At 39.0% G+C, this 22,845-nt stretch carries 20 protein-coding genes; 17 read left to right on the forward strand and 3 right to left on the reverse strand.

Translation table 11 applies throughout. From position 1 onward, the window contains the following. The first annotated feature begins 100 nt into the window (after positions 1 to 100). From IGJ23_RS00195 to deoD, 10 genes are all read left to right on the forward strand, one after another. Positions 101 to 1,402, forward strand: coding sequence for a pyrimidine-nucleoside phosphorylase (locus tag IGJ23_RS00195; protein WP_010720474.1), 1,302 nt, complete (start codon positions 101 to 103; stop codon positions 1,400 to 1,402). Between the two features lie 14 nt (positions 1,403 to 1,416). Beyond that, positions 1,417 to 2,079, forward strand: a complete 663-nt coding sequence (gene deoC, locus IGJ23_RS00200) for a deoxyribose-phosphate aldolase (protein ID WP_010720473.1) — start codon at positions 1,417 to 1,419, stop codon at positions 2,077 to 2,079. Between the two features lie 17 nt (positions 2,080 to 2,096). Next, positions 2,097 to 2,495 (forward strand): cytidine deaminase, encoded by a 399-nt coding sequence (locus IGJ23_RS00205; protein ID WP_010720472.1) that lies wholly within the window; start codon positions 2,097 to 2,099, stop codon positions 2,493 to 2,495. 73 nt (positions 2,496 to 2,568) lie between these two features. After that, complete coding sequence (locus IGJ23_RS00210) at positions 2,569 to 3,651, forward strand: BMP family lipoprotein (protein WP_010720471.1); 1,083 nt, start codon at positions 2,569 to 2,571, stop codon at positions 3,649 to 3,651. Positions 3,652 to 4,032: 381 nt separating this feature from the next. Then, positions 4,033 to 5,595, forward strand: coding sequence for an ABC transporter ATP-binding protein (locus tag IGJ23_RS00215; protein ID WP_438774508.1), 1,563 nt, complete (start codon positions 4,033 to 4,035; stop codon positions 5,593 to 5,595). Then, the gene (locus IGJ23_RS00220; RefSeq protein WP_010720469.1) at positions 5,588 to 6,721 is read left to right on the forward strand and encodes an ABC transporter permease; all 1,134 of its coding nucleotides are present in this window, start codon (positions 5,588 to 5,590) and stop codon (positions 6,719 to 6,721) included. The genes IGJ23_RS00215 and IGJ23_RS00220 overlap by 8 nt, the downstream gene beginning before the upstream one ends. Further along, positions 6,721 to 7,677 carry an ABC transporter permease gene (locus IGJ23_RS00225; protein WP_010720468.1) on the forward strand — a complete coding sequence of 319 codons (957 nt, stop codon included), beginning with the start codon at positions 6,721 to 6,723 and terminating at the stop codon, positions 7,675 to 7,677. The genes IGJ23_RS00220 and IGJ23_RS00225 overlap by 1 nt, the downstream gene beginning before the upstream one ends. Before the next feature lie 97 nt (positions 7,678 to 7,774). Then, on the forward strand, positions 7,775 to 8,941 hold the full coding sequence (gene deoB / locus IGJ23_RS00230; RefSeq protein WP_010720467.1) for a phosphopentomutase: 1,167 nt from the start codon (positions 7,775 to 7,777) through the stop codon (positions 8,939 to 8,941). A gap of 212 nt (positions 8,942 to 9,153) precedes the next feature. After that, complete coding sequence (locus tag IGJ23_RS00235; RefSeq protein ID WP_010736792.1) at positions 9,154 to 9,972, forward strand: purine-nucleoside phosphorylase; 819 nt, start codon at positions 9,154 to 9,156, stop codon at positions 9,970 to 9,972. A 21-nt stretch (positions 9,973 to 9,993) separates the two neighbouring features. Next, a complete protein-coding gene (gene deoD / locus IGJ23_RS00240) occupies positions 9,994 to 10,701 on the forward strand; it encodes a purine-nucleoside phosphorylase (protein WP_010720465.1) in 708 nt (235 codons plus the stop codon). Between the two features lie 54 nt (positions 10,702 to 10,755). Here the strand turns inward: deoD and gpmA are convergent, their stop codons facing one another. From gpmA to rpiA, 3 genes are all read right to left on the reverse strand, one after another. Further along, the gene (gpmA, locus tag IGJ23_RS00245) at positions 10,756 to 11,442 is read right to left on the reverse strand and encodes a 2,3-diphosphoglycerate-dependent phosphoglycerate mutase (protein ID WP_010720464.1); all 687 of its coding nucleotides are present in this window, start codon (positions 11,440 to 11,442) and stop codon (positions 10,756 to 10,758) included. A gap of 308 nt (positions 11,443 to 11,750) precedes the next feature. Beyond that, on the reverse strand, positions 11,751 to 12,332 hold the full coding sequence (locus IGJ23_RS00250; RefSeq protein ID WP_010720463.1) for a recombinase family protein: 582 nt from the start codon (positions 12,330 to 12,332) through the stop codon (positions 11,751 to 11,753). A gap of 137 nt (positions 12,333 to 12,469) precedes the next feature. Continuing rightward, the gene (gene rpiA / locus IGJ23_RS00255; RefSeq protein ID WP_010736793.1) at positions 12,470 to 13,153 is read right to left on the reverse strand and encodes a ribose-5-phosphate isomerase RpiA; all 684 of its coding nucleotides are present in this window, start codon (positions 13,151 to 13,153) and stop codon (positions 12,470 to 12,472) included. A 308-nt stretch (positions 13,154 to 13,461) separates the two neighbouring features. Here rpiA and rpsL point away from each other — a divergent pair, with 308 nt between their 5' ends. The 7 genes from rpsL (at position 13,462) to IGJ23_RS00290 (ending at position 22,844) form a co-directional block, all read left to right on the forward strand. Beyond that, positions 13,462 to 13,875 (forward strand): 30S ribosomal protein S12, encoded by a 414-nt coding sequence (rpsL, locus tag IGJ23_RS00260; RefSeq protein ID WP_002294318.1) that lies wholly within the window; start codon positions 13,462 to 13,464, stop codon positions 13,873 to 13,875. A 91-nt stretch (positions 13,876 to 13,966) separates the two neighbouring features. Next, on the forward strand, positions 13,967 to 14,437 hold the full coding sequence (rpsG, locus tag IGJ23_RS00265; RefSeq protein WP_010720461.1) for a 30S ribosomal protein S7: 471 nt from the start codon (positions 13,967 to 13,969) through the stop codon (positions 14,435 to 14,437). A gap of 78 nt (positions 14,438 to 14,515) precedes the next feature. Then, entirely contained in the window at positions 14,516 to 16,600 is a 2,085-nt protein-coding gene (fusA, locus tag IGJ23_RS00270) for an elongation factor G (RefSeq protein ID WP_010720460.1), read from the forward strand. Between the two features lie 171 nt (positions 16,601 to 16,771). Beyond that, a complete protein-coding gene (gene tuf / locus IGJ23_RS00275) occupies positions 16,772 to 17,959 on the forward strand; it encodes an elongation factor Tu (protein ID WP_010720459.1) in 1,188 nt (395 codons plus the stop codon). Between the two features lie 352 nt (positions 17,960 to 18,311). Further along, positions 18,312 to 19,148 carry a PRD domain-containing protein gene (locus tag IGJ23_RS00280; RefSeq protein WP_010736794.1) on the forward strand — a complete coding sequence of 279 codons (837 nt, stop codon included), beginning with the start codon at positions 18,312 to 18,314 and terminating at the stop codon, positions 19,146 to 19,148. Positions 19,149 to 19,157: 9 nt separating this feature from the next. Continuing rightward, a complete protein-coding gene (gene nagE / locus IGJ23_RS00285) occupies positions 19,158 to 21,134 on the forward strand; it encodes an N-acetylglucosamine-specific PTS transporter subunit IIBC (RefSeq protein WP_438774509.1) in 1,977 nt (658 codons plus the stop codon). A 240-nt stretch (positions 21,135 to 21,374) separates the two neighbouring features. After that, positions 21,375 to 22,844: a BglG family transcription antiterminator gene (locus IGJ23_RS00290; RefSeq protein ID WP_438774510.1), complete on the forward strand. Its 1,470-nt coding sequence runs from the start codon at positions 21,375 to 21,377 to the stop codon at positions 22,842 to 22,844. Position 22,845 lies beyond the last annotated feature (1 nt).

Raw genomic sequence — 22,845 nt, forward strand, 5'->3', positions numbered from 1 at the left:
TGAGTAGCTCTTTGTATTCTTAGTAAACTGGTTTACTAAAGTGGTTTACCTTTTGGAAAATTCCTGTATAATACCGAATGAAGACGAGGAGGATCAAGCAATGCGAATGGTGGATCTGATTGAAAAAAAGCGAGACGGAAATGAATTATCGACAAAAGAAATCGAGTATATTATTACAAAATACACGAATGGTGAAATTCCAGATTATCAAATCAGCGCATTGTTGATGGCGATCTTTTATCAAGATATGACCGATAGAGAAATCACGGATTTAACACTTGCCATTGCCCACTCAGGAGATGTCATTGATTTAAGTCCTTTAGATGGGATCAAAGTGGATAAACACTCTACAGGTGGTGTGGGAGATACGACAACGTTGATCTTAGCGCCTTTAGTTGCAAGTGTGGGTGTTACAGTTGCCAAAATGTCTGGTAGAGGTTTGGGGTATACAGGTGGTACGCTGGATAAACTAGAAGCAATTCCTGGATTTCAAATCGAGCTTTCTGATGAAGCGTTTATCCGAATTGTCAATGAGAGTAAAGTGGCTGTTATTGGACAATCAGGAAATCTTGCACCAGCAGATAAAAAACTTTATGCTTTGCGGGATGTGACTGCGACAGTGGATTCGATTCCTTTGATTGCCAGTTCGATCATGAGTAAGAAAATTGCCGCAGGAGCAGATGCGATCGTTTTAGACGTGACGACAGGTGACGGCGCCTTTATGAAGAATATTGAAGATGCTAGACGTTTAGCAAAAACAATGACTAGTATTGGAAAATTAGCTCATCGTCAGACAGTAGCCGTAATTTCTGATATGTCTGAACCTCTTGGTGAAGCAATTGGTAATAGTCTTGAAGTTGTGGAAGCAATTGAAACGTTAAACGGCAATGGACCAGAAGACTTGCTGGAAATGTGTTATGCATTAGGAAGTCAGATGGTTGTCTTAGCCAATCAAGCAGCAACAATCGAAGAAGCTAGAAGTTTACTGCAAGAAGCACTAGAATCTGGCAAAGCCTTAGACAAATTTAAGGAAATGATCCGTAATCAAGGTGGAGATGACTCTATCGTAGACCAACCAGAACGATTACTGACAGCTAAGTATGTTGTTGAGTTGCCAGCCAAAGCGAGTGGTATTGTCTCAAAACTCGTTGCGAATGAGTTGGGGATTGCAGCTATGATGTTAGGTGCAGGACGCAAAACTAAAGAAGATGATATTGATCACGCAGTTGGTCTTAAATTAAATAAAAAAATTGGTGATCCTGTAAAAGAGGGAGAATCATTGTTGACAATCTACAGTAATACAAAAGAGATTTCTTCTGTTCAAGAATTGCTCTATCAAAATATCCAAATTAGTGACTCGGCTGAAAAGCCTACATTGATACATGATATCATCACCGAATAAAAGGAGAGAAAAAAATGGAATTGAACCGAATGATCGATCACACCATCTTAAAAGCAGATGCTTCTCAAGAAGACGTTATGCGAATTATTGAAGAAGCAAAGAAATACCATTTCTATTCTGTTTGTATCAACCCAACATGGGTTGCACTAGCAAAAGAACAATTAAAAGGCGAACCAGTGGCAGTATGTACAGTAATCGGCTTTCCTTTAGGAGCTAATACTGCTGAAACTAAGGCTTTTGAAACTACAAATGCGATTGAAAATGGCGCAGATGAAGTGGATATGGTCATCAATATTGGGGCAATGAAGTCTCAACAGTTTGATAAAGTCCAAAAAGATATTGAAGCAGTGGTTGCAGCGGCCAAAGATCGTGCTTTAGTCAAAGTCATCATCGAAACAGCTTTATTAAATCATGAGGAAATTGTAAAAGCTTGTGAGCTGGCAAAAGCTGCTGGGGCAGACTTTGTTAAAACTTCTACAGGATTTTCAACTGGAGGAGCAAAAGTCGAAGATGTTCGTTTAATGCGTGAAACTGTTGGACCTGAAATGGGTGTGAAAGCATCTGGTGGTATCCATAACGAAGCTGAAGCTTTGGCAATGATTGAAGCTGGTGCGACAAGAATTGGTACCAGTGCAGGAGTTTCGATTATGTCAGGATCTACTGGCGAAGGCTATTAAGTAGTAAGGGGAAGCTTATGACAGAAGTGAAGCAAGAATGGATCAACATTGCAGTAGAAGCATTGGATAAAGCATATGTACCATATTCACATTTTCCAGTAGGTGCATGTTTAGTCACTGAATCTGGAAAAACGTATCAAGGAGTCAACATCGAAAATGCCTCGTTTGGTTTAACCAATTGTGCGGAGCGCACGGCTTTTTTCAAAGCTGTTTCTGAAGGAGAAAAAGAGTTTACTCATTTAGTAGTGGCTGGTCATACGCCAGAGCCAATTTCTCCTTGTGGTGCTTGTCGTCAAGTAATGGCTGAGTTTTGTGTACCAGACATGCCGGTAACTTTAGTAGGGGATAACGGTGTGACTAAGGCAATGACGGTTAAAGAACTATTACCTTACGCCTTTACAGAAAAAGATCTATAGAATTATCACTCATGTTCATTCAGTCAGCTGACTGTTGAAAAATAAAACAATTATTTTAGGGGGCTTTACAGAAATGAAAAAAGCAAAATTATTTGGTTTAAGTGCTGTAGCGTTATCTGCTGGGTTATTATTGGGCGCATGTGGCAGCGGATCAGATTCAACTGATTCAACCGGTGGAAACAGCGGTTCAAAAACAGCAACTGCAGCATTGATCACAGATACGGGCGGTGTTGATGACCGTTCATTCAACCAGTCAGCTTGGGAAGGACTACAAGCTTGGGGGAAAGATCATGATCTATCACGTGGGAATGATGGGTTCCAATATTTCCAATCAGCAAATGAATCAGATTATATCCCTAATATTGACCAAGCTTTGAATGCAGGTTTTAAAACAATCTTTGGTATTGGTTATAAATTGAAGCCAGCTATTGAAGAGCAAGCTGCATCAAATCCTGAAACAAACTTTGCTATTATTGATGACGTTATCGACGGCAAAGACAACGTGGTTTCAGCAACATTTAAAGATAACGAAGCTTCTTATCTTGCTGGGATTGCCGCAGCTTACACAACTGAAACAAACACTGTTGGTTTCATTGGTGGGGTAAAAGGTGAAGTAATCGATCGTTTTGACGCAGGATTCAAAGCTGGTGTAGATGCTGGTGCAAAAGCATTAAACAAAGAAATTAAAGTCTTGAATCAATATGCAGGAGACTTCTCAGCGCCAGATAAAGGACGTTCAATTGCTCAAGGAATGTATGCACAAAATGCAGATATCATTTTCCACGCATCTGGTGGTACTGGTAACGGTGTATTCCAAGAAGCGAAATCATTAAACGAATCAGGCGACAAAAAAGTTTGGGTTATCGGGGTTGACCGAGACCAATCTGACGAAGGCGAATACACTTTAAATGGTGAAAAGAAAAACTTTACTTTGACATCAACTCTAAAAGGTGTAGGAACTGTTGTTGAAGACTTAGCTCAAAAATCAGCTGACGGTGATTTCCCTGGTGGAGAACATACCGTTTACGGATTGAAAGAAGACGGTGTTGGTATCACAAAAGGTCAACTTTCAGAAAAAGCAGAAAAAGCTGTGAATGAAGCAAAAGAAAAAATCATCTCAGGAGATATTAAAGTACCAGAAACTCCTGAAAAATAATCAAACGAATTTCTATAGCCTTGTTGGACAATTGTTTAACAAGGCTATGGTTTAGTAAATAACTAACGATTGTTTCTTTATCAAGATGTTGCTGAAAAGCTATTTTCGTTTTTTTGTTCTTAATTCTTGAAGTAGAACATGCTGCTCACAGCCTCTTGCTAAACGGCGTTCAAGAAGCAGCTCCTCAACAATAAGCGATGATTTTTAAAAATATGAGAAGCTATTTTAAAAAATCCTCTCTTATTTGCTCGGAGCTAAACGCTTCTTTCACAGCCTCTTGATAAGGGAATAATCCCCTGAAGTTTTTGCTTCAATTTGAGATTTTATGAAAAATCTTTGTTAATCGTTGCCTAGATAGAAATCGTTAGGATGTGAAAAATTGTGGTTCAAGAAAATATTGTCATCGAAATGCGGAATATCACCAAACAGTTTGGTACGTTCAAAGCAAATGACAACATCAACTTGCAAGTGAAAGCAGGAGAGATCCACGCTTTACTTGGAGAAAATGGTGCCGGAAAATCAACCTTGATGAATGTGCTCTCAGGCCTTTTAGAGCCAACATCAGGTGAAATACTGATGCATGGGAAAGAAGTGAAAATTACAAGTCCGACAAAAGCGAACCAACTAGGTATCGGAATGGTCCATCAGCACTTTATGCTTGTGGATGCATTTACTGTTACTGAAAATATTGTTTTGGGAAGTGAGCCAAGTCGAGCAGGGGTACTTGATCGTCGCCAAGCACGTGAAGAAATCCAAAAGCTTTCTGAACAATATGGTTTATCGGTCAATCCTGATGCGTATGTCCGAGATATCTCTGTTGGAATGGAACAACGGGTAGAAATCTTAAAAACACTTTATCGTGGGGCAGATGTCTTGATTTTTGACGAACCTACAGCGGTATTAACGCCACAAGAGATTGACGAACTGATTGTAATCATGAAAGAGTTGGTCAAAGAAGGAAAATCGATCATTTTGATCACCCATAAGTTAGATGAGATTAAAGCTGTAGCAGATCGTTGTACAGTTATCCGTCGTGGTAAAGGGATTGGTACAGTAAATGTAAAAGATGTCTCTTCACAACAATTGGCAGATATGATGGTTGGACGTACGGTTTCATTTAAGACAATGAAGAAAGAAAGTCAGCCTCAAGAAGTTGTGTTATCGATTGAAAATCTAGTGGTTAAAGAAAACCGAGGATTGGACGCAGTCAAAGATCTAAGTTTAGAAGTACGAGCAGGAGAAGTTTTAGGAATTGCTGGTATTGATGGTAACGGACAGTCAGAATTGATCCAGGCGTTAACCGGTTTACGTAAAGCAGAAAGTGGAACAATTCGCTTAAAAGATGAAGATATCACGAATAAAAAGCCAAGAAAAATTACGGAGGCTGGTGTAGGACATGTGCCCGAAGACCGTCATAAGTATGGCTTAGTGTTGGATATGACGTTAGCGGAGAATATTGCTTTACAAAATTATTACCAAAAACCTTACAGTAGAAATGGCTTATTGAATTATTCGTTGATCAATGAACATGCACGAGAATTAATCGAAGAGTATGATGTTCGAACAACGAATGAACTTGTGCCAGCAAAAGCATTATCAGGTGGGAATCAACAAAAAGCAATTATTGCTCGGGAAATCGATCGTGATCCTGACTTGTTGATCGTTGCTAATCCGACACGTGGGCTAGATGTTGGAGCAATCGAGTTTATTCATAAACGTTTGATTGAACAAAGAGACAAATACAAAGCGGTCTTATTGATTAGTTTTGAATTAGAAGAAATTTTGAATGTTTCTGATCGTATTGCGGTACTCCACGAAGGAAAAATCGTGGGAATCGTTGATCCAAAAGAAACTTCTGAAAATGAACTAGGATTACTTATGGCGGGCTATTCTTTAGCAGAAGCAAGAAAAGAGTTAGAAAAGGTTGGTGGCGCACATGAATGATCGCAATGAAAAGATACGTAATCTCCTAGTTCCTATTTTTTCGGTAATTCTAGGTTTAGTTTTAGGTGCTATCTTGATGGCAGCTTTTGGTTATAACCCAGGCCAAGGTTATTCTTCAATGTTAAATGCGTCCCTTGGTTCTCAAAGAAGTATTGGTGAAACATTACGGCAAGCAACACCGTTGATTTTTACTGCATTAGGTTTTTCTGTTGCGAACTCAGCAGGATTCTTCAATATCGGGCTTTCGGGACAAGCACTCTGTGGTTGGATCGTTAGTGTGTGGGTAGCACTTGCCTTTCCTGATCTGCCAAAAGTCATTTTATTACCGACTTGTGTGATTTTAGGTGCTTTGGCAGGAGCCTTGGCTGCGGCTATCCCAGGGGTGTTAAGAGCCTTTTTCGGTACAAGTGAAGTAATCGTCACTATTATGATGAACTATATTTTACTTTATTTAAGTACTTTTGCTTTACATGACATCATGCCAGACACGTATCGTTCAAGCTTAGATTCTTCAAATTTGATTGGGCAAAATGCTTCTCTTAGATTACCTTGGCTGACACAAATGTTTGGCGGTTCTCGTGTAAATGCTGGTTTGTTTTTAGCATTGATTGCACTGGTTGTTGTTTGGCTATTGATGAAGAAAACGACGTTAGGCTTTGAAATTCGTTCGGTAGGTCTAAATCCTTTTGCTTCTGAGTATGCTGGAATGAGTAGTAAACGTACGATCGTCTTCTCCATGATGATTTCAGGCGCTTTAGCAGGACTTGGTGGAGTAGTCGAAGGATTAGGAACGTATCAAAACTTTTTCGTCCAAACAACTTCATTAGCCATCGGATTTGACGGAATGGCTGTGTCACTGTTAGGTTCTGGTTCAGCGATTGGAATTTTACTTTCAGCACTCTTGTTCAGTATCTTGAAAATCGGTGGTTTGGGGATGCAAACAGGTGCCGGTATACCATTTGAAATCGTAAATGTATCGATTGCATTGATTATTTTCTTTGTTGGGATCAACTTCTTGATTCGTTTCATTATGGCAAAATTCTTCCAAGGTAAAAAACAAGAAGCGATCGTGGAGACTGTTGAATCGAAACCAACAAATCAGAGTCAAGAAGGAGGAGAATTATAATGTCAACAACTGAGTTAATTGCTTTAATCCTCACTTCAACGTTGGTTTATTCAACACCATTAATTCTTACATCTTTAGGTGGAACTTTTTCTGAACGAAGTGGGATTGTCAATGTAGGTTTAGAAGGCATCATGGTTATGGGTGCTTTCAGTGCGGTAGTATTTAATCTAACCATGAGTCCTACCTTAGGAGACATGACACCATGGATCGCTATTTTAGTCGGTGGGATAGTTGGTGTGTTATTCTCTTTATTACATGCAGTAGCAACTGTTAGTTTACGTGCAGACCATATCATCAGCGGGACAGTTATCAACTTGATGGCACCAGCTTTGGGTGTATTTTTAATTAAAACATGGTATGGAAAAGGACAAACTGATAACATTTCAGTTAACTTAGGATATTTCTCATTTCCTGGATTATCAAAAATCCCTGTGATTGGACCAATTTTCTTTAAAAATACATTTTTACCAGCTTATTGTGCCATTTTAATTGCGATTCTTGCTTGGTTTATTATCTTTAAGACAAAGTTTGGACTTCGCTTACGCTCAGTGGGTGAAAATCCTCAAGCAGCGGATACATTGGGAATCAATGTTTACGCGATGCGTTATTCTGGGGTATTGATCTCTGGTTTACTTGGCGGAATGGGTGGCGCAGTATTCGCTCAATCGATTTCAGGGAATTTCTCTGCCGGAACGATCGTAGGTCAAGGGTTTATCTCAATGGCTGCTATGATCTTCGGTAAATGGAATCCACTAGGGGCCATGGGCGCTTCTTTATTCTTTGGTTTTGCGCAAAGTTTAAGTATCATCGGGGCTCAATTACCAGTGATTTCTTCGATACCGCCAGTATTGCTGCAGATTGCACCTTACCTATTAACCGTTATTGTGTTAGTAGCGTTCTTAGGAAAAGCATCTGGACCTAAAGCAAACGGTAAAAATTATATAAAATCAAAATAAACTTTTAGTGAATAAAAAGGGTGGGTTACGGGAAATGTTTTTTCGACTCGCCCTTTTTGATTTAATAGCAATAATAAAAAAGAAAGAAGGAATAATCATGTTTAAACGCGTACATTTGATTGTCATGGATTCAGTAGGAATCGGCGAAGCGCCAGATGCTGAAAAATTTGGTGATAAAGGTTCAGATACACTAGGGCATATCGCAAAAGAAGCTGGTTTGACAATTCCTCATTTAGAACAGTTAGGATTAGGAACGATTCGCCCATTAGAAGGTGTCGAAGCGGTTAAAAACCACCAAGGCTATGCCACTAAATTGGAGGAAGTATCTGTAGGAAAAGATACAATGACCGGTCACTGGGAAATCATGGGTCTGAACATCAAGACACCATTTCGAGTATTTCCTAACGGTTTCCCTGATGAATTACTCAAACAAATCGAAGACTTCTCAGGACGCAAAATTGTTTGCAATCAACCATATAGTGGAACCGCTGTTATAGATGACTATGGTGAACATCAAATGAAAACTGGTGATTTGATCGTCTATACGTCCGCAGATCCAGTTTTACAAATTGCTGCACATGAAGAAATTATTCCTTTAGAAGAACTTTATCGGATTTGTCAGTTCGTTCGTGACATTACTAAAGACGACCCATACATGATTGGTCGAATTATTGCGCGACCTTACGTTGGAGAACCTGGTAATTTTACTCGTACGAGCAACCGACATGATTACGCATTGGATCCATTCGGGCATACGGTTTTAGATTCATTAAAAGAAGCAGGAAAAGACGTTATCGCTGTTGGAAAAATCAACGATATCTTCAACGGTCAAGGAATTACAGAGTTCGTCCGTACGAAAAGCAACATGGATGGCGTTGACCAATTATTAAATGTGATGAAAAAAGAGTTTACAGGGATCAGTTTTACTAATTTAGTTGATTTTGATGCATTATTTGGACATCGTCGGGATGTGGTAGGTTATGCCCACGCAATTGAAGATTTTGATTTACGTATTCCTGAAATATTAGAGGCAATGGCAGAGGACGACTTACTGATGATTACTGCTGACCATGGAAATGATCCAACATTCCCTGGAACAGATCATACACGTGAATATGTACCATTATTAGTTTTCAGCAAAAAAATGCAAGGACAAGGAAGCTTGCCACAAGGCTACTATTCAGATATCGCAGCAACGATTGCTGAAAACTTCGATGTTCCTGCTACCGAAAACGGCGAAAGTTTCTTAAAACTTTTGAAATAGGAATGACAGACCGCGTTTGAAAATTTGACCTGAAAAAGCGTAACTAAGATAGGTCAATCATTTTGTTCAAAGAGCCATCTTGCTTTAACAGTATCAATCAAGAGGTGAAAAAGCCCTGTTAATCAAGCATACCTGTTTTTTTAGCTAGTCGAACGACAGGGCTTCTAACCTCTTGACTTCTGTAGAAAAAAATAGTTAATAGGAGAAAGTAAATGACCCAATTAAGCGAAATGTTACAAGAAACGACTCAATTTATTCTAGAAAAGGGCGTAAAAGAAATTGATTTTGGTTTGATCTTAGGTTCAGGTTTAGGAGAGTTAGCGGAAGAAATCGAGGAAGCGATCGTGATTCCTTATGACCAAATCCCATTTTTCCCAACATCAACAGTTGTCGGCCATGCTGGTCAATTAGTCTATGGTACCTTGTCTGGTAAAAAAGTTCTGGCAATGCAAGGACGATTCCATTTTTATGAAGGTCATTCAATGCAAACTGTCACTTATCCTGTGCGGGTAATGGCAGCATTAAAGGCTCATTCGGTGATTGTCACGAATGCAAGTGGTGGGGTAAATGAATCATTTGTTCCTGGCGATTTGATGTTGATTACTGATCATATCAACTTCACAGGTCAAAACCCATTGATTGGTCCTAACGAAGATGAGATCGGTCCACGCTTCCCTGATATGAGCGAGGCGTATACCTTAACTTACCGTGAAGTAGCCAAAGAGGCTGCGAGCCAATTAGATTTGACTCTTAAAGAAGGGGTATACATGGGCTATTCTGGACCAACATACGAAACACCTGCAGAGATTCGGATGTCACGTACGATGGGAGCAGATGCAGTCGGAATGTCCACTGTGCCAGAAGTGATCGTTGCAGCACATAGCGGATTGAAAGTTCTCGGCATTTCATGTATCACTAATTTAGCAGCAGGCATGCAAGCGAACCTTAACCATGAAGAAGTGGTGGAAACAACGCAACGTGTCAAACAATCATTTAAGGCATTGATTAAAGAAGTATTAGTATTACTATAACTGAATCAAGGAGAGTGTCAGATGAGCGTACACATTGAAGCAAAACAAGGAGAGATCGCTGATAAAATACTACTTCCAGGCGATCCTTTACGAGCAAAATATATTGCTGAAACATTTTTAGAAGATCCAGTATGTTACAACCAAGTTCGTGGGATGTTAGGTTTTACTGGAACCTACAAAGGCGAACGTGTTTCGGTACAAGGAACGGGGATGGGGATGCCGTCAGCGACGATCTATGCCCATGAATTGATTCATTCATACGGTGTAAAAAAATTGATACGAGTGGGCACATGTGGTGCATTATCTAAAGATGTCCATGTTCGTGATCTTGTTTTAGCTCAAGGAGCAGCTACTAGTTCTTCGATGATCGAGAAAAATTTCCAAGCCTTTCATTTTCCGCCGATCAGTGATTTTAATTTATTGTTGAAGGCGTATGAAATTTCAAAAGACAAAGGATTTACCACACATGTAGGGAATGTTCTCTCGGAAGATTCATTTTATAAAGATGATTCAACAGAAACGTTTAAATTAGCTGAATTAGGTGTGCTAGGTGTAGAAATGGAAGCAGCTGCTTTATACTATTTAGGAGCAAAATATCATGTCCAAACATTAGCAATCATGACGGTGAGTGACCATTTGCTTACCGGAGAAGAAACAACTGCAGAAGAACGACAAACGACATTTAACGAAATGATCGAGGTCGGTTTAGAAACAGCAATCGCAGATTAATAAAAGAAGTGAGCGAGTGATTCAATTGAATCGCTTGCCCACTTTTTTTATTTATTATAGATAGTATTTTTTAGCAACTGTCAAATCATCGTTTAATTCATAAACAAGTGGTTGACCAGTTGGAATTTCAAGATCCATGATATCTTCATCAGAAATTCCTTCGATGTGTTTTGCTAAAGCACGTAGAGAGTTACCATGTGCAGCTACTAAAACAGTTTTGTTGTCTAGTAAAGCTGGAGCAATTTCGTCTTGCCAGAATGGTAAAGCACGTTCTAAAGTAACTTTCAAGTTTTCGCCACCAGGAATATCGCGTTTGTCTAACATTGCATAACGACGATCGTTTGCAGCAGAACCTTCGTCACTTTCGTCCATCAATGGAGGAAGAGTGTCGTATGAACGACGCCAAATGTGTACTTGGTCATCTCCATATTTTTCAGCTGTTTCTTTTTTGTTCAATCCTTGTAATTTACCATAATGACGTTCGTTTAAGCGCCATGATTTGATTTGAGGAACCCAAAGTTGATCTGAGTGTTCTAAAATCAAATTACATGTTTTGATGGCACGAGTTAAAACTGAAGTGTAAGCAACATCAAATTCAATTCCAGCTTCTTTGATTTTGCGTCCGCCTTCTTTGGCTTCTTCGATTCCTTCTGGTGCTAAGTTTACGTCAGCCCAACCAGTAAATTGGTTTAATGCATTCCATTCACTAAGACCATGACGAGAAAAAACTAATTTTGGCATGTTTAGCTCTCCTTTAAAATAGGTTATATTTCTGAAAATTTCAGTTCTGCTTTATTGTACAATTTTTTTGACTAGATTTCCATTGAAAAATGAAGTTAATGAAAGGGAAAATCAGAAGATAGACAGATAAAAAAACAAAAATAATTCTTACAGTGACAGATAAACAGAGGTAGGTGGGTCAATGACTACTTTGACATTGATCCACCTACCTATTCATTATATACAGTTGCTTCGTCTTTAGCAGACAGTCTGCGTTTGTTGTGCCAATCCATTTTTAAATGAAAGAATATCAAGATGTAGGCAGTCGTTTAAGATAATTGCTGAATCTCTTTTTCTGGAAGGTTGATATATTTATAACAGGTTCCGACTGATACACCACATTTAGTAGAAATTAATTGGATCGTTTCTTTTTTTTCATAATAAAGCCGACGAATTTTTTTAATTGTTTTTGGATCGATTTTTGGACGACCCCCGATTTTACCTTTTTTACGTGCTTCATCTAACCCAACAAGTGTCCGTTCCTTGATTAAAGAGCACTCCATAATGGCTAATCCTTCCATTAGTTGAAAATAGATTTTCCCCATCGGTGTACGCGTATCGATCTCTTCTTGGATACTAACTAGGTGTAAGCCACGATCTTTGAATAATTGTGTGAGTTCTGTTAGCTGACGAGTGGACTTCCCTAGACGATGAAGTTGACAGATAACTAAAGTATCGCCTTGTCGCATTTCCTTGATTACTTTTTCTAAACAAATATTATTAGACACCGCATCTTTAGACTTGTATGTCTCGTGAAAAATCTCCTGACAACCAAAATTAGAGAGTTGCTCCACTTGTGTTGTAAGATCAACATCATTTATGGTTGTGCGTGCATAACCAATAATCTTCATGGTGATTCCTTTCTAGCAATGATTTTCTGTCTATAGATAACAGTAAAAATGTAGCATAAAGTCCATTGAAAAGATAGTTTTTTTATGTTTTTAAAATGAACTATTTTTGCTAATTTTTATAACTAATATCAGGGTTGTTATTTTTGATGAGGTGAGTCGATAATTGATACGCCTTGTGCGGAGCCGACGACGACTTTTGAAACCATATTTAAAAACAGTCCATGTTCAACGACACCAACCAGTTGATCAAGGTACGTTGCCAAAGCTTCAGGGTCATTGATCACTTCTAAATGTAGGTCAATAATGTAATGACCACTGTCTGTTTTGACTATCTGACCTGTTTCGGTTTGACGTAAAACAGGCTGGTAACCTTTCTCATCAAAGATCCGCATCAATTGTTGAGCGCCATAAGGAATCACTTCTACTGGAAGAGGGAACTGCCCAAGTTGCTCCACTAATTTTGATTCATCAACGATCCAAATGACTTGTTTTGAATACGTAGCAACAATTTTTTCAAAAAGTAATGCTGCGCCACCACCTTTAATTCCTTGAAATGCTTTACTGATTTCATCAGCACCATCGATCGTGAGATCAACTACGGGTACTTCATCAATACTCTTAAGAGGGATACCTAATTTTTCTGCTTGTTCTTTAGTGGCATTCGATGTAGTGACACCAGTGATGTTTAATCCTTCTTCACGCATTCTTCTACCGATTTCTTCTACCATATAATAGGCTGTAGAACCGGTACCCAAACCAACGATCATTCCGTCCTTCACAAATTTAGCTGCTTCAATTCCAGCTGCTTGTTTCAAATTCATCTGTTGTTCCCACCTTTTCTTTCGTCTCTATTCATAGCTATTTTATATTGAATGATTGGAAAAAGATAGCGTCCTTTTTTTAATTTCAAATGGCTAAAAAAAATACATAACACTGGTTGACAGAGTACTTTATTCATGATATCCTAACCAAGGTGCTTTATCTACAGGTCTCTGGTAAAGAGACGTGCTGACTGTTTATCAAAGCATATTTGATAAAGATGCAGAATTGCATTTATTTTTTATCGCAAAAAAAGAACCACCTGGATGTGTGGAACTAGACGCGAATCGTGGGAAGGAGGAAACAAGGAATGCCTACAATTAACCAATTAGTACGTAAACCTCGTAAATCAAAGGTGGAAAAATCTAATTCACCTGCTTTGAACAAAGGATATAACAGCTTTAAGAAAACTCAAACAAACGTGAACTCTCCTCAAAAACGTGGGGTAGCAACACGTGTGGGTACAATGACACCTAAAAAACCGAACTCAGCTTTACGTAAATATGCTCGTGTTCGTTTGTCAAACTTAATTGAAGTTACTGCTTATATCCCAGGGATTGGTCACAACTTACAAGAACATAGCGTAGTATTACTACGTGGTGGACGTGTAAAAGACTTACCAGGGGTACGTTACCATATCGTTCGTGGTGCACTTGATACAGCTGGTGTAAACGACCGTAAACAAAGCCGTTCTAAATACGGTACTAAAAAACCTAAAGCTTAATTTTAATTATTAAACAAATGAAACTTGTTCTTACTATGTTAAGAGAGTAAGGCAATTACTATGAAGAATATTTCGGAAGGAGGAGTTACGGATGCCACGTAAAGGTCCTGTTGCAAAACGTGATGTTTTACCAGATCCTATTTATAACTCAAAATTAGTAACTCGCTTGATCAACCGTGTAATGGTTGACGGAAAACGCGGTGTTGCAGCTAGTATTATTTATAACGCCTTTGATTTGATTAAAGAATCTACAGGTAATGATCCATTAGAAGTGTTTGAACAAGCTATGAAAAATGTTATGCCTGTTCTTGAAGTTAAAGCACGTCGTGTTGGGGGTTCAAACTATCAAGTACCAGTTGAAGTTCGCCCTGAACGTCGTACAACTTTAGCTCTTCGTTGGGTAGTAAACTACGCTCGCTTGCGCGGTGAACACACAATGGAAGAACGCTTAGCAAAAGAAATCATGGATGCTGCAAACAACACTGGTGCTTCTGTTAAAAAACGTGAAGACACTCATAAAATGGCTGATGCCAACCGTGCATTTGCTCATTATCGTTGGTAAGATCCTCTCTGCCTGTTGGGTTAAACGACAGCAGAAAGTCAATTTACAATCGATTTAAATAAAGAGAGGAGTAAGAAAATGGCAAGAGAATTTTCGCTAGAAAAAACTCGTAATATTGGTATCATGGCTCACGTTGATGCAGGTAAAACTACAACAACAGAGCGTATCTTGTACTATACTGGTAAAATCCATAAAATTGGTGAAACCCACGAAGGAGCTTCACAAATGGACTGGATGGAACAAGAACAAGAACGTGGTATCACAATTACATCTGCTGCGACTACAGCGCAGTGGAAAGGTTACCGTGTAAACATCATCGACACACCAGGACACGTAGACTTCACAATTGAAGTTCAACGTTCTCTACGTGTATTAGATGGTGCGGTAACTGTACTTGACTCACAGTCAGGTGTTGAACCTCAAACTGAAACAGTTTGGCGTCAAGCAACTGAGTACCGAGTGCCTCGTATCGTATTCTGTAACAAAATGGATAAAATCGGTGCGGACTTCTTGTACTCAGTAAAATCATTGCATGATCGTTTGCAAGCAAACGCGCATCCAATCCAATTGCCAATCGGTGCTGAAGAAAACTTCACTGGTATCATCGACTTGGTTAAAATGAAAGCTGAAATCTATACAAATGACTTAGGAACAGATATTCAAGAAACTGAAATTCCTGAAGAATATTTAGAACAAGCTCAAGAATGGCGCGAAAAATTAGTCGAAGCTGTTGCTGAAACAGACGAAGAACTAATGATGAAATATCTTGAAGGTGAAGAAATCACACAAGAAGAATTGATTGCTGGTATCCGCCGTGCAACAATTAATGTTGAATTCTTCCCTGTATTAGCTGGTTCAGCGTTCAAGAACAAAGGGGTTCAATTAATGTTGGATGCCGTTCTTGATTACTTGCCTTCTCCAGTTGATATCGAAGCAATCAAAGGGATCGATACAAAAACAGACGAAGAAACAACACGTCCAGCTGACGATGAAGCTCCTTTTGCTTCATTAGCGTTTAAAGTAATGACTGACCCATTCGTAGGTCGTCTAACTTTCTTCCGTGTTTATTCTGGTGTCCTTGAAAGTGGTTCATATGTATTGAACGCTTCTAAAGGCAAAAAAGAACGTATCGGACGTATTCTACAAATGCACGCCAACACTCGTCAAGAAATTGATAAAGTGTACTCAGGTGATATCGCCGCTGCTGTTGGATTGAAAGATACAACAACTGGGGATACATTATGTGCATTAGACTCACCGGTTATTCTTGAGTCAATCGAATTCCCTGACCCAGTTATCCAAGTTGCTGTTGAACCTAAATCAAAAGCAGACCAAGATAAAATGGGTGTTGCGTTGCAAAAACTTGCAGAAGAAGATCCTTCATTCCGAGTTGAAACAAACGTTGAAACTGGTGAAACTGTTATCTCAGGTATGGGTGAGTTGCACTTAGACGTTTTAGTAGACCGTATGAAACGTGAATTTAAAGTTGAAGCAAACGTTGGTGCTCCACAAGTTTCATACCGTGAAACATTCCGTGAAGCAACAAAAGCTGAAGGTAAATTCGTACGTCAGTCTGGTGGTAAAGGTCAATACGGTCACGTATGGGTTGAATTTACACCAAACGAAGAAGGTAAAGGCTTCGAATTTGAAAATGCAATCGTCGGTGGGGTCGTTCCTCGTGAATACATCCCTGCTGTTGAAAAAGGACTAGAAGAATCTATGAATAACGGTGTTCTTGCTGGCTATCCATTAGTGGATATCAAAGCAAAACTTTACGATGGTTCATACCATGACGTCGATTCAAATGAAACAGCCTTCCGTGTTGCTGCATCTATGGCTTTAAGAGCTGCTGCAAAACACGCACGTCCTGTTATTTTAGAACCAATGATGAAAGTAACGATTACTGTTCCAGAAGATTACTTAGGTGATATCATGGGACACGTAACTAGCCGACGCGGTCGCGTTGAAGGTATGGAAGCACATGGTAACTCACAAATCGTTAATGCGATTGTTCCATTGGCTGAAATGTTCGGTTACGCAACAACATTGCGTTCAGCAACTCAAGGACGCGGTACATTTATGATGGTATTTGACCACTATGAAGATGTTCCTAAATCAGTCCAAGAAGAAATCATTAAGAAAAACGGCGGTAAAGCTGAATAATTTCTTAAAACAAGATCGTCTGTTTGACAGATTATCTAAAGAGACTGTATTTTTAATATAGTTTCGTGTAAAATAATTATCGATGATATGGGCATGTGATAGACTTTTGGTTTATCACATACCTATCAGACAAATAAAAAATATATTGTATTTTTAGGAGGACATTTTAAAATGGCAAAAGAAAAATTTGACCGTTCTAAACCACACGTTAACATTGGTACAATCGGACACGTTGACCACGGTAAAACAACTTTAACAGCAGCAATCACAACTGTACTATCTAAGAAAAACGGCGGCCAAGCTATGGCTTACGATCAAATCGATGGTGCTCCAGAAGAACGCGAACGCGGAATCACAATTTCAACAGCTCACGTTGAGTACGAAACTGACACTCGTCACTACGCTCACGTTGACTGCCCAGGACACGCGGACTACGTTAAAAACATGATCACTGGTGCTGCTCAAATGGACGGAGCTATCTTAGTAGTATCTGCTGCTGATGGTCCTATGCCTCAAACTCGTGAACATATCCTATTATCTCGTCAAGTTGGTGTTCCATACATCGTTGTATTCTTGAACAAAGTAGATATGGTTGACGACGAAGAATTACTAGAATTAGTTGAAATGGAAGTTCGTGACTTATTAACAGAATACGAATTCCCTGGTGACGATGTTCCTGTAGTTGCTGGTTCAGCTTTGAAAGCTTTAGAAGGCGACGCTTCATACGAAGAAAAAATCCTTGAATTGATGGCTGCAGTTGACGAATATATCCCAACTCCAGAACGTGACAACGACAAACCATTCATGATGCCAGTCGAAGACGTATTCTCAATCACTGGTCGTGGTACTGTTGCTACAGGTCGTGTTGAACGTGGACAAGTTCGCGTTGGTGACGTTGTAGATATCGTTGGTATCGCAGAAGAAACAGCTCAAACAACAGTTACTGGTGTTGAAATGTTCCGTAAATTATTAGACTACGCTGAAGCTGGAGACAACATTGGTGCTTTACTACGTGGTGTTGCACGTGAAGACATCCAACGTGGACAAGTTTTAGCTAAACCAGGTACAATCACACCTCATACAAAATTCTCTGCAGAAGTATACGTGTTGACAAAAGAAGAAGGTGGACGTCATACTCCATTCTTCACTAACTACCGTCCACAATTCTACTTCCGTACAACTGACGTAACAGGTGTTGTTGAATTACCAGAAGGAACTGAAATGGTTATGCCTGGCGACAACGTAACAATGGAAGTTGAATTAATCCACCCAATCGCTATCGAAAACGGTACTAAATTCTCAATCCGTGAAGGCGGACGTACAGTTGGTGCCGGTGTCGTTACTGAAATCAAAGCTTAATCTTTGATCAACTGAATTGTAAGCAACATTGTATTCGGACAATAAAAAGTCATGGTGTCATTAGACATCATGACTTTTTTTATGGCTTATTTTAAACTTTATTGAGTAAATGAAAGCATTTTGTTTGACAAAAGAAAAAAAGATGTTGACAAAAAAACGTTCCCTCGATAAAATTAAAGCGTTAACATATTTATTTTTCATGTGACTAGATCATACTAGGCATGGGAAGATTCCGTCGATAAGGAGACTTTGGTGGAATTTTTCTATGCTTTTTTTGTTGTCAAGCTTAAGATTGATAAAGGATGATTGGTCCATGAAGTAACTTTAATTCTGCAGAAAAAGGGTTATTATTATGAAAATCAAAAAGATTTTTAATCAAAATGCGGTCTTAGTCGATGACGATGGACAAGAAAAGGTCGCAATTGGTAAAGGTGTTGGATTCGATAAAAAGCGCAATGACTTGATTTTTCATCGAGAAATTGAGCGGATGTTTGTGATGGAGCCAGAAAGTCAAATGAAATTACAAAGTTTGCTGAATCAAATTGACGAAAAGTTTCTTTTTGCTGCTGAACACATTATTGATCATGCAGAAACAGTTTTAATGAAAAAGCTGAATGAACATGTGTTGATCGCGTTAACGGATCATATTGCTTTTGCTGCTGAAAATATTCGTAATGGAATTGTTATTCGAAATAAATTACTGCGAGAAATCGAGGCGCTGTACCACGAAGAATTTAGTATTGCGCAATGGGCAGTTGATTATTTGAATCACACTTTAGCTATTCCTTATACATATGATGAAGCGGGTTATATAGCGATACATATCCATAGTGGTCATAGCGGACAAACTAGTAATCATCGTAGCATTCGCGAAGTCACGATCGTGTCGGAAATTATCCAGTTGATTGAAAAAGAGCTGAGGATCGATATCCATTCCGAACAAATGGCACTGAATTATTCTCGTTTAGCAAACCATCTTCGGTTGTTGATCCAACGGTATCACAATCAGCAGTATGCGGTCTTAGACGAGGAGATTATTGAGATAGTCAAACGAAAATATTCAGGAAGTTATGCAGTCGCAAAAAAAATTCGAGTACTTTTAACTAAACAATATCAAATGTCTATTACAAGCGAAGAACTTGGTTATTTAGTTATTCATATCGAACGCTTGCGAGGGACAACAGAATAGGAGAACAAAATGAAAACATACTTACAACGAATGGGACGTTCCTTGATGTTACCAGTAGCAACCCTACCAGTAGCTGCTTTATTCATGGGGATTGGTTATTGGATCGATCCGACTGGTTGGGGTGGCAATAACATTTTTGCCGCTTTTATGATCAAAGCTGGAGGAACAGTCTTAGATAATTTAGGAATCATTTTTGCTGTTGGGTTAGCATTGGGGATGTCTAAGGACAAAGATGGTTCATCAGCATTGGCAGGATTGATCGCCTTTTTAGCACCAGTCACATTAGTCAATAGTGCTTCTGTCGCATTGTTTACTAAAGTGGATGTTGAAAAAGTGAATATCGCTTTTGATGCAATCAATAATAAAAATGTATTTATTGGAATTTTGGCAGGCTTAGTCGCTGGTGCGATGTATAATCGCTTCAGCGGAGTTAAATTGCCAATGGCGTTATCTTTCTTTAGTGGAAAACGAGCAGTACCGATCGTAACAGCTGGTTTAATGGCAATTATTTCTGCTTTATTGATTTTTGTTTGGCCACCAGTTTATGATACATTGGTTAGTTTCGGTGAATTGATCTCTGGAATGGGCGCGTTAGGTGCTGGTCTATATGGCTTCTTCAACCGTTTGCTGATTCCAACTGGTTTACACCATGCACTGAACAATGTTTTTTGGTTCAATTTGGCTGGAATTGATGATATCGGTAAATTCTGGGCAAGTGAAGGGGTAAAAGGAGTCACCGGTATGTATCAAGCTGGATTCTTCCCGGTCATGATGTTTGGGTTACCTGCTGGTGCACTTGCTATCTATCAATGTGCGCGACCAGAAAAGAAAAAAGTGACTGCATCTTTGATGTTAGCTGCCGCTTTCGCTTCTTTCTTTACAGGAGTGACTGAACCGTTAGAATTTTCATTTATGTTTGTAGCTTGGCCATTGTATGTCGTTCATGCTGCTTTAACAGGGATTTCGATGTTTATCGCAGCAACCTTCCATTGGACAGCGGGCTTTAATTTCAGCGCCGGCTTTATTGATTTCTTTTTAAGCTTACGTGTACCTATTGCCAATCAACCATTAATGCTATTGGTATTAGGCTTGGCGATGGGTGTGATTTATTACTTTACATTTTTATTTGTTATCAAAAAATTCAATTTGATGACGCCGGGGCGTGAAGAAGATACTGGAGTTGCAGAAAATGGGGAAGTAGGAACAGTGCCAACTGGTGACAATCGATTTGCCACGCTAGCTAATCAACTTTATCAAGCATTAGGTGGTGCAGCGAACGTTGTTTCCATTGACAATTGCACGACACGTTTACGCTTGTATGTAAAAGATACGGCAAAAGTTGATCAAGGGAAAATCAAAGCGACTGGCGTTCCAGGTCTGAAAGTAATTGATGCCAAAAATATTCAAGTGATCGTTGGAACGGAAGTCCAATTTGTTGCAGATGAAATGAAAAAAATTCATGGAAGTAGCGGCAAAGGAACTGTTCAGTCCACGCCTACTGTGACAACCAAAACAGTCGTTGATCCACAAAACCAAGATATTTTTGCGGTAGCAAATGGGAAGCTAATGCCAATCACAGAAGTGGCAGATGATGTCTTTTCACAAAAAATGATGGGAGACGGGTTTGCGGTTCTACCAACGAATGGTGAAGTGTTTGCCCCAATCGCTGGTACGATTATGAATATTTTCCCAACGAAACATGCTGTCGGTATCAAAACGGAATCAGGCGTTGAAGTCCTTTTGCATATGGGGGTCGATACCGTGAACTTAAAGGGAGCGCCTTTTACGATCTACGTGGAAGAGGGACAAAATGTTGCACGTGGACAATTAATTGCAACCATGGATTTAGCTGCACTGCAATCAGCAAACAAACAATCAGATTTGATCGTTGCTTTTACCAATAGTGAAAAAGTGGCAAAACTAACGATGGATGCCAGCGGTGTGGTCAAAGCAAATGCTGTAATTGGTCATGTTAAGAGTAATTAAGGGGAAAAATACTGACACAAATCAATGGCGATTGTTTCATCGTTTCTAATTTTCATCACTTTCATTTAATCTGATGTATCGTGTAAAACATCGAAGACAGGTCTTTGCCTGCTTCGGTGTTTTTTTGTCTTTTTTGATACATTTTTTGTAAACGCTTTTAAAAATGTCCAGAGTAATGGACAGAACAAAAAATGAGTTGTCAGAAAATTCCGTTATAGTATAAACAAGGAGGTTGAACAAATGCAGCTAAGCAAAAGAGAGAAAGAAATGGTCGAATACTTTGTTAAACATGGCTTATCCCTTACAGCTCAGGAGTTAGCTGAATTTGCCCATGTTTCTACGAAAACGGTCTACCGTACGATTAAAAAGATAAATGATGTGTCTGAAAACGGGGAAATCATTTTGGCAGAGGCAGGCAAAGGATTTCGGTTAGACTACGATAAATATTTAAATGTGAGTGCAACGCATAATGAAAGTCGAACGAGTCAAGGACCTTTGGAAAGAAGAAATGCGATTTTGCTTAATTTGTTGTTTAAGGCACCCAAGAAGTTATTAATCAATGAATTGTTCCATCCGTATTATGTGAGTGATCCGGTAATTAGTAATGATTTGGCTAAGATCAGTTTATTTTTAATGAAAAACCACCTCCAACTTAAACGCCAGGGTACCCGAATTGGTATCGAAGGAACAGAAAAACATATTCGTAAAGTAGTGAATATGCTATTAAGTATCCATTTATTGGAAGATAAAAAAGTGGTTCCTAGTCACCCAATGATCAGCTCATTTGATATCAATTTTATTACTTCGATCGTTGAGTTTATCGAACAAAAACTAGTCAGCCGAATTGCCTATCCATATGCAATGAATATTTTTTCTCATATTTATATCTTAGTCAAACGCTTCCGTGAAGGGGTCGTGTATCTAGAAGAAGATACGTGGGATTTAGATGAAGAAGATCAGGCGCTGATCCATTATAACCAGGAACTGTACCAACTATCAAAGCAAGTCATGCTCAAATTAGGTCAATATTTAAATACGACTCTCCCTGAAAGTGAAACTTTTTATCTTTTTCAATACTTGATTTCCTCCAGGATCGAAAATGGTTCGATTAAACATCAAAATATCTCAAATGAAGCTGAAGAAATCACCCGTTTTTTTTCTGTTACGATGAGCCGGCTCATGGGAGTGGCGATTGATCAAGAACGAAACCGACATGATTTGTATAGTCACATTCAGCCGCTATTGTATCGATTAAAACATGAGATCACAATCAAAAATGATTTGTTGCACGACATTGAATTAGAGTACCAGGAAACGTTTCAATTAGTAGAATTTGTCAGTAAAATGGTCCAAAAAAAATTTCATACAAACCATATATCCAAAGATGAAATTGGATTTTTAACATTATACTTTGTGAGATACAAAGAGTTAGCCCCAATAAAAAAACGTGTATTGATCATGTGTAGTAGTGGTGTTGGAACTTCAGAACTATTGAAAGTCAAAGTAAAAAAAGCCTTTCCTGAATTAGAGATTATTGCTGTTTTATCTTCTCGGCAGTACCAGAAAAACCAAGCGGAATTTAGTAAGATCGATTTGATTTTAACAACGGTTTGTTTGAATGAGCCACCGAAGATTCCCACGATATTAGTAAACTCAGTATTTACCAAGCAAGACGAAAAACGTGTGAAGCAAATGTTAGGAGAGATGTGAA

Origin of the sequence: Enterococcus sp. DIV1682a (assembly GCF_051711005.1) — a bacterium.
GTDB classification, from domain to species: domain Bacteria; phylum Bacillota; class Bacilli; order Lactobacillales; family Enterococcaceae; genus Enterococcus_B; species Enterococcus_B hirae.

What these genes read in the sequence shown, in the direction of transcription:
- IGJ23_RS00195 (WP_010720474.1), top strand. Translation starts at nt 101, where the DNA reads ATGCGAATGGTGGATCTGATTGAAAAAAAGCGAGACGGAAATGAATTA.
- deoC (WP_010720473.1), top strand. Translation starts at nt 1,417, where the DNA reads ATGGAATTGAACCGAATGATCGATCACACCATCTTAAAAGCAGATGCT.
- IGJ23_RS00205 (WP_010720472.1), top strand. Translation starts at nt 2,097, where the DNA reads ATGACAGAAGTGAAGCAAGAATGGATCAACATTGCAGTAGAAGCATTG.
- IGJ23_RS00210 (WP_010720471.1), top strand. Translation starts at nt 2,569, where the DNA reads ATGAAAAAAGCAAAATTATTTGGTTTAAGTGCTGTAGCGTTATCTGCT.
- IGJ23_RS00220 (WP_010720469.1), top strand. Translation starts at nt 5,588, where the DNA reads ATGAATGATCGCAATGAAAAGATACGTAATCTCCTAGTTCCTATTTTT.
- IGJ23_RS00225 (WP_010720468.1), top strand. Translation starts at nt 6,721, where the DNA reads ATGTCAACAACTGAGTTAATTGCTTTAATCCTCACTTCAACGTTGGTT.
- deoB (WP_010720467.1), top strand. Translation starts at nt 7,775, where the DNA reads ATGTTTAAACGCGTACATTTGATTGTCATGGATTCAGTAGGAATCGGC.
- IGJ23_RS00235 (WP_010736792.1), top strand. Translation starts at nt 9,154, where the DNA reads ATGACCCAATTAAGCGAAATGTTACAAGAAACGACTCAATTTATTCTA.
- deoD (WP_010720465.1), top strand. Translation starts at nt 9,994, where the DNA reads ATGAGCGTACACATTGAAGCAAAACAAGGAGAGATCGCTGATAAAATA.
- gpmA (WP_010720464.1), bottom strand. Translation starts at nt 11,442, where the DNA reads ATGCCAAAATTAGTTTTTTCTCGTCATGGTCTTAGTGAATGGAATGCA.
- IGJ23_RS00250 (WP_010720463.1), bottom strand. Translation starts at nt 12,332, where the DNA reads ATGAAGATTATTGGTTATGCACGCACAACCATAAATGATGTTGATCTT.
- rpiA (WP_010736793.1), bottom strand. Translation starts at nt 13,153, where the DNA reads ATGAATTTGAAACAAGCAGCTGGAATTGAAGCAGCTAAATTTGTGAAG.
- rpsL (WP_002294318.1), top strand. Translation starts at nt 13,462, where the DNA reads ATGCCTACAATTAACCAATTAGTACGTAAACCTCGTAAATCAAAGGTG.
- rpsG (WP_010720461.1), top strand. Translation starts at nt 13,967, where the DNA reads ATGCCACGTAAAGGTCCTGTTGCAAAACGTGATGTTTTACCAGATCCT.
- fusA (WP_010720460.1), top strand. Translation starts at nt 14,516, where the DNA reads ATGGCAAGAGAATTTTCGCTAGAAAAAACTCGTAATATTGGTATCATG.
- tuf (WP_010720459.1), top strand. Translation starts at nt 16,772, where the DNA reads ATGGCAAAAGAAAAATTTGACCGTTCTAAACCACACGTTAACATTGGT.
- IGJ23_RS00280 (WP_010736794.1), top strand. Translation starts at nt 18,312, where the DNA reads ATGAAAATCAAAAAGATTTTTAATCAAAATGCGGTCTTAGTCGATGAC.
- nagE (WP_438774509.1), top strand. Translation starts at nt 19,158, where the DNA reads ATGAAAACATACTTACAACGAATGGGACGTTCCTTGATGTTACCAGTA.
- IGJ23_RS00290 (WP_438774510.1), top strand. Translation starts at nt 21,375, where the DNA reads ATGCAGCTAAGCAAAAGAGAGAAAGAAATGGTCGAATACTTTGTTAAA.